This is a genomic window from Pseudorhodoplanes sp. (assembly GCF_035565855.1).
GTDB lineage: Bacteria > Pseudomonadota > Alphaproteobacteria > Rhizobiales > Xanthobacteraceae > Pseudorhodoplanes.
In genome coordinates, this window is the sequence record NZ_DATMRX010000226.1 from 1 (window position 1) to 6232 (window position 6232).

Genomic DNA, 6232 nt, shown 5'->3' on the forward strand with positions numbered 1-6232 from the left:
AAGAAGGCCGGCATGACCAAGGCCGACATCGACCTGTTCGAGCTCAACGAGGCATTCGCCTCGGTGGTGCTGCGTTACATGCAGGCGTTCGACATCCCGCGCGACAGGATCAACGTCAACGGCGGGGCGATCGCGATGGGCCATCCGCTCGGCGCCACCGGTGCGATGATCCTCGGCACGGTGCTGGACGAACTGGAGCGGCGCGATCTCAACACCGCGCTGGTGACGCTGTGCATCGGCGCCGGCATGGGCACCGCGACGATCATCGAAAGGGTCTGATCCGATGCCCAAGGTTGATATCGCGGCGCTCCCCATCGACACCAACACCGGCTATCCCGATCCGTTCGCGCAACAGGTCGTTGGCCGCTCGCGCAAGCGGCTCGGCAACGCCGTCGGCCTCAGCCAGTTCGGTGTCAATCTCACCACGCTCAAGCCGGGCACCTGGTCGGCCCAGCGGCATTGGCATCGCAACGAGGACGAATTCGTCTATGTGCTGCAAGGCGAACTGGTGCTGTGCGAGGACGATGGCGAGACGGTGCTGCGGCCCGGGGACGCCGCGGGCTGGAAGGCGGATGCCGGCATCGGCCATTGTCTCGTCAACCGCTCGCAGGACGACGCCGTCTATATCGAAATCGGGACGCGCAGCGCGACCGAGGCCGTGATCTACCCCGATATCGATATGCGCATGGAGCGCGACAGAACCGGCAGCCGCTATCTCCATAAGAACGGCCAACCCTATCCGCCGCGAAAGGCCTGAATCATGGCGAGCCCCCAATTCAAGGTTGACGTCGATGGCGACGGCATTGCGCTGATCGTCTGGGACAGGCCGGACCGTTCGATGAATGTCATCGACGCAGCCACCGTTGCGGAGCTGTCCGCGCTTGTCGAAAAGATCGCCGGCGACGCCGCGATCAAGGGCGCGGTTGTCACATCCGGGAAGGAGACATTTTCCGCCGGCGCCGACCTCACCATGATGCAGGCGCTTGTGCACGCCTTTGGCGAGAAGATGCAGCGCGAGGGCGAGACGGCCGCGGTGACGTTCCTGTTCGAGGAGAGCCGCAAGCTGTCGCAGCTTTATCGACGCATCGAAACGTGCGGCAAGCCGTTCGTCGCTGCCATCAGCGGCACCGCGCTCGGCGGCGGCCTGGAATTGTGCCTGGCCTGTCATCACAGGATCGCCGCCGACAACACCAAGACGCGGCTTGGCCTGCCCGAGGTGAAGGTCGGTCTGTTCCCCGGCGCGGGCGGTACACAGCGCGTCGCGCGCATGATGCCGCCGGCGGATGCGCTGCAGTTCTTGCTCAAGGGCGATCCGGTGGCGCTCGACCGCGCCAAGGCGATGAAGCTTGTCGGCGCCGTGGTGCCGGCGGCCGACCTCGTCAAAGCGGCGAAGGATTGGGCCAAAGCCAACCCGAACGCCAAGGCGCCGTGGGACACGGACGGCTTCCGGCTGCCGGGCGGCCCGATCTGGTCCAAGGCCGGGATGATGACGTTTCCGGCGGCGAATGCGCTCTATCGGCGCGAGACGTATGACAATTATCCTGCGGCGCGCGCCATCTTGCAGGTGCTTTACGAGGGCCTGCAGCTTCCGATGGACCGCGCACTCGTTGTCGAGCAGCGATATTTCGCGAACGTTCTGCGGTCGCCGGAGGCGGCGGCGATGGCGCGCTCGCTGTTCGTTTCGGTTCAGGCGCTGAACAGGGGCGCGCGGCGGCCGACGAATGCGCCGCCGTCGAGGCTCAAGCGTATCGGTATCCTCGGCGCGGGCTTCATGGGCGCAGGGATTGCTTCCGTCAGCGCGCAAGCCGGCATTGAGGTGGTGCTGATCGACCGCGACCAAGCCAGTGCCGACAATGGCAAGGCCACTGTTGAGAAAAGCTTGAACGCTCAGGTCGAGCGCGGCCGCATGGCAGCGGAACGCCGCGACGCCGCGCTCGCGCGCATCCAGGCCACCGCCGACTATGCCGCGCTGAAGGGCGTGGACCTGATCGTCGAAGCCGTGTTCGAGGATCGCAAGGTGAAGGCGGAGGCGACCGCCAAGGCCCAGGCGGTGATGCCCGACATCGTATTCGGCTCCAACACCTCGACCTTACCGATCACATCGCTTGCCGAAACCGCAATGGATGCATCGCGCTTCATCGGCGTTCATTTCTTCTCGCCGGTCGAGCGGATGATGCTGGTCGAGATCATCCTCGGCAAGAAGACCGGCGATGCCGCGCTCGCGACCGCGCTCGATTTCGTGCGTGCCATCGGCAAGACGCCGATCGTCGTCAACGATACGCGCGGTTTCTACGCGAACCGCTGCGTGCTCAACTACATCCAGGAGGGCCACCTCATGCTGCTGGAGGGAATCCCTCCGGCCATGATCGAGAACACGGCGCGGATGGCCGGCATGCCGGTCGGGCCGCTGTCGTTGTGCGATGAGGTTGCCATCGATCTGTGCCTGAAGATCGTCAAGGCGACCGAGGCTGATCTTGGTCCGCAGGCGGTGGACCAGGGGCAGAAGAAACTGCTGCAAGAGATGGTGGAGACGCGCGGCCGGTTGGGCCGCAAGAACGGCAAGGGCTTCTACGACTATCCGCAAGGCGCGCCGAAACGGCTGTGGCCGGGGCTGGCCGACTTGCAGCCGAGGAGACTCGGCCGCGACGAGATCGAGGTGCTCGACGTCCAGGAGATGAAGGCGCGCTTCCTGGTGGTGCAGGCGCTCGAGGCCGCGCGCACCTTCGAGGAGGGTGTCATCACCGACGTGCGCGAGGCCGATGTCGGCTCGATCCTGGGCTTCGGCTTCGCGCCGTATTCGGGCGGCACGCTGTCCTATATCGACATGATGGGGACGAAGCGTTTCGTCGAGTTGTGCCGCAAGCTGGAGAAATACGGACCGCGCTTCGCGCCGTCGAAGCTATTGCTCGATATGGCGGCAAAAGGCGACAGCTTTTACGGCCGCTTCGCACCCGGCAGGAGCGCAGCGTAGGACAGTGCCGCTGCCGGAGTTTGCCTGCGTGGCAAGCTAAAAAATCGCCGTTGTCATTCGGGGGCGCTCGCATTCGCGAGCGAACCCGGAATCCTGCGGCGGACTCTGAACCTACATCTGGATTCCGGGTCCGGCCTGCGGCCGTCCCGCAATGATAGAGGCTCAGCGCGCGTGAACGCGCCGATACCGCGCATCTTGGAACGATGGAGAATCGTCCGCAGCAGCCTGTCAGGCGTGTCCGATGTCGCTCGACAGCATGCCCGGGCGGATACCGATCTTCTGCATGGCGCGGTTGTATTTCGCGTCGGCATCGGTGCCAAAGATCAACTCGGGATCCGCGCTGCAATGCAGCCAGCCGTTGCTCTGCATCTCGCTTTCAAGCTGTCCCGGCGACCAGCCGGCGTAGCCGAGCGCGAGGATGGCGCTGGCCGGGCCGTCGCCGCGCGCGATGGCCTTCAGGATGTCGAGCGTTGCGGTGAGGCAGATGCCCTCGTCGATCGGCAGTGTCGAGTTTTCGATGAAGAAATCGGCGCTGTGCAGGACGAAGCCGCGCTCGGTCTCCACCGGGCCGCCTTTGAGCACCGTCACGTCGTCGGCGCTGTGCGGAAGCTCGATCTTGTCCGACGCGGGAATGACGTCGAGCTTCACCAGGAGATCGCGGAAGCTGATATGCGCGGCCGGCTGGTTCACGATGATGCCCATCGCGCCTTCGGACGAATGGGCACACATATAGATCACGCTGCGCGCGAAGCGTTCGTCCTGCATGCCGGGAGAAGCGATCAGCATCTTACCATCCAGGAAGCCTTGACCGCCGAAGTCTTGGCCAGAGAAGCGATCGCCGGAAAAGTCCTCGCCGGACCGCCCCTGTCGGGCACTGCGCGTGGCATGCTTTCGGAGCGTTTTGCGTGTTGTTCTCATGGGATAAGGTTACTCCCATCCTGCCGCTTTGGAAATGAAACTCGGGACCGGCGGTCGCGTTCACGACCATGTCAGTGGTATATAGGCGTCGCTTTCATTAAATGATGGCCATGTCCGTAACGTTCCGTCTCGCCAGCATTTTTCCGATTCTGCTCGCGGCCGGCCTCGTCGGCATCGCGTCGTCGGGATTGGCATCCTCTGCCGCAATTGCGGCGGATGTTTCGCCTTGGAGCGGCGATGCGTCATCGTCGGCGCGACTCGTTGGCGCGAAGGCGCGCGACGATGCAGGCCGCCGGATGCTCCGCGCGGGTGTCGAGATCAAGCTCAAGCAAGGGTGGAAAACATACTGGCGCTATCCGGGCGATAGCGGTGTGCCGCCGGCCTGGGATTTTTCCAAGTCGGACAACGTGAAGGCGGTCACCGTGCTCTATCCGGCGCCCGAGCGGTTCGCGGACGGCGCTGGCGGCAGCTCCATCGGCTACAAGGGCGACGTCATCTTTCCCGTGCATGTCGTGCCGCAGGACGCGGCCAAGCCGGCGACGCTGCGGTTGAAGCTCGACTACGCTGCGTGCGAGAAGCTTTGCATGCCGGCGGAGGCCCAGTTGGAGTTGGCGCTCACCGGCGTCGAGGGCACGAACGAGGATGCCGTCGGCCGCGCGGAGGCCCGCGTGCCCAAGCCGGCGCAAGTCGGCGACGCCGGCGTCCCGGCCATCCGCGCTGTGCACCGCGAGGCCACCGGAGGCAAGTCGCGGATCGTGGTCGATGTTGCTGCCCCTACCGACGAGACGCCGACCCTATTCGCGGAAGGACCGACCGCGGACTGGGCGCTGCCGTTGCCGCAGCCGGTCGCAGGCGCGCCTACGGGCCTGCATCGCTTTGCCTTCGATCTTGACGGCTTGCCGCCCGGCGCGAAGGCGGAGGGCGCGACGCTGCGGCTTACGGCCGTGGCGGGCGATCGCGCGATCGAGGCCGCATTTCGGCTCGACTAATCCGCCGGACACGCTAGTTTTGGCGTGGATGTCCCATCCATAAACCACAAGAGGACGAGTGATCATGGCTATCAAGGTCGGCGACCGCGTGCCCAATTCGACATTCACGGTAATGACGTCCGAAGGTCCGAAGCCGAAGACCACCGACGAATTGTTCAAGGGCAAGAAGGTGGTGCTGTTCGCGGTGCCGGGCGCATTCACGCCGACCTGCCATAAGAACCATCTGCCGGGCTTCGTGCAGAACCTTGCCGCGATCAAGGCCAAGGGTGTCGACACCGTCGCGGTGACGGGGGTGAACGACGTGTTCGTGATGGACGCCTGGAAGAAGGCTTCCGGCGGCGACGGCATCGAGTTCCTGGCGGACGGCAGCGCGGCCTGGGCCAAGGCGGTCGGCATCACCGCGGACCTGACCGAGCGCGGGCTTGGCGTGCGTTCGGGCCGTTACGCGATGGTCGTCGAGGACGGCGTGGTGAAGGCGCTGAACGTCGAGGACTCGCCGGGCAAGGCGGACGTCTCGGGCGCCGAGAACCTGCTGAAGAGCCTTTGATCCGTCGCGTTGGCGTTTGCGACCGAGCCCTCTCCGCATGCGCGGGGAGGGCCTTTCATTTTTGCGCCGCGCGGATCTCCGCTATGGCGGCAACGGCGAGGCGGTCGGCGCGCTCGTTCATCTCGTGGCCGGCGTGCCCCTTGACCCAGCGCCAATGCACCTCATGGTTCTGGATCGCCTGATCGAGCCGCTGCCAGAGGTCCATGTTTTTCACCGGCTTCTTGTCGGCGGTTTTCCAGCCGTTGCGCTTCCAGCCGTGAATCCATTTCGAGATACCGTCGTGCAGATACTTGCTGTCGGTGTGCAATTCGACGACCGAGGGTTTCTTTAGAGCCTCCAGCGCGGCGATGGCCCCCATCAACTCCATGCGGTTGTTGGTGGTGTGCGCTTCGCCGCCCTTGAGTTCCTTCTCGTGCGCGCCGGATGTCAGGATCGCGCCCCAGCCGCCGGGGCCGGGGTTGCCCGAGCAGGCGCCGTCGGTATGGATGACAACGTGCGGACCCTGCGTCATGCGCGGACTTTCGCGGTCGGCAGTCCGTAGTCGCGGACGCTTTCGGCCTGCTGGTGGAAGCGCAGCTTGCGGAAATACTCGATGGGATTTTTCGGCCGCACCAGCGCGCCGGGCGGTACGTTCAGCCAATCGACCAGCCGCGTCAGCAGAAAGCGCATCGCGGCGCCGCGCGCGAGCAGCGGCAGCGCGGTGCGTTCGGCCTCCGACAGCGGCCGCGTTGCGATGTAGGAGGTCAGCAGGCTGCGGCCTTTGGTGACATTGTAGGAATGATCGGGCTCGAAGCACCAGGCGTTCAG

The 6232-nt window shown here is 65.0% G+C and carries 6 protein-coding genes and 2 pseudogenes; 5 read left to right on the forward strand and 3 right to left on the reverse strand.

The genetic code is table 11. The features are described 5' to 3' along the window. The 3 genes and pseudogenes from VN004_RS12645 to VN004_RS12655 all read left to right on the forward strand — a co-directional run. A pseudogene (locus VN004_RS12645) lies at window positions 1-279 on the forward strand (acetyl-CoA C-acyltransferase); the annotation flags it as partial. Between the two features lie 4 nt (window positions 280-283). Next, entirely contained in the window at window positions 284-757 is a 474-nt protein-coding gene (locus tag VN004_RS12650; RefSeq protein ID WP_325610543.1) for a cupin domain-containing protein, read from the forward strand. A 3-nt stretch (window positions 758-760) separates the two neighbouring features. Further along, a complete protein-coding gene (locus VN004_RS12655; RefSeq protein ID WP_325610545.1) occupies window positions 761-2971 on the forward strand; it encodes a 3-hydroxyacyl-CoA dehydrogenase NAD-binding domain-containing protein in 2211 nt (736 codons plus the stop codon). Between the two features lie 228 nt (window positions 2972-3199). On the opposite strand, the gene VN004_RS12660 is transcribed toward VN004_RS12655, so the two are convergent. Continuing rightward, window positions 3200-3889, reverse strand: a complete 690-nt coding sequence (locus tag VN004_RS12660) for a YqgE/AlgH family protein (protein WP_325610547.1) — start codon at window positions 3887-3889, stop codon at window positions 3200-3202. A 110-nt stretch (window positions 3890-3999) separates the two neighbouring features. Here VN004_RS12660 and VN004_RS12665 point away from each other — a divergent pair, with 110 nt between their 5' ends. Together VN004_RS12665 and VN004_RS12670 are read left to right on the forward strand one after the other, a co-directional pair. Further along, a complete protein-coding gene (locus tag VN004_RS12665; protein WP_325610549.1) occupies window positions 4000-4878 on the forward strand; it encodes a protein-disulfide reductase DsbD domain-containing protein in 879 nt (292 codons plus the stop codon). A gap of 64 nt (window positions 4879-4942) precedes the next feature. Beyond that, entirely contained in the window at window positions 4943-5425 is a 483-nt protein-coding gene (locus VN004_RS12670) for a peroxiredoxin (protein WP_325610552.1), read from the forward strand. Between the two features lie 55 nt (window positions 5426-5480). Here the strand turns inward: VN004_RS12670 and rnhA are convergent, their stop codons facing one another. Both rnhA and VN004_RS12680 read right to left on the reverse strand, forming a co-directional pair. Continuing rightward, window positions 5481-5936, reverse strand: a complete 456-nt coding sequence (gene rnhA / locus VN004_RS12675) for a ribonuclease HI (protein WP_325610554.1) — start codon at window positions 5934-5936, stop codon at window positions 5481-5483. After that, window positions 5933-6232, reverse strand: a pseudogene (locus VN004_RS12680) (homoserine kinase); the annotation flags it as partial. The pseudogene VN004_RS12680 and the gene rnhA, both read right to left, overlap by 4 nt.

Excerpts from the sequence above, each read along its gene's own strand:
- rnhA (WP_325610554.1), bottom strand. The coding sequence starts at position 5,936 with ATGACGCAGGGTCCGCACGTTGTCATCCATACCGACGGCGCCTGCTCG.
- VN004_RS12660 (WP_325610547.1), bottom strand. The coding sequence starts at position 3,889 with ATGAGAACAACACGCAAAACGCTCCGAAAGCATGCCACGCGCAGTGCC.
- VN004_RS12665 (WP_325610549.1), top strand. The coding sequence starts at position 4,000 with ATGTCCGTAACGTTCCGTCTCGCCAGCATTTTTCCGATTCTGCTCGCG.
- VN004_RS12670 (WP_325610552.1), top strand. The coding sequence starts at position 4,943 with ATGGCTATCAAGGTCGGCGACCGCGTGCCCAATTCGACATTCACGGTA.
- VN004_RS12650 (WP_325610543.1), top strand. The coding sequence starts at position 284 with ATGCCCAAGGTTGATATCGCGGCGCTCCCCATCGACACCAACACCGGC.
- VN004_RS12655 (WP_325610545.1), top strand. The coding sequence starts at position 761 with ATGGCGAGCCCCCAATTCAAGGTTGACGTCGATGGCGACGGCATTGCG.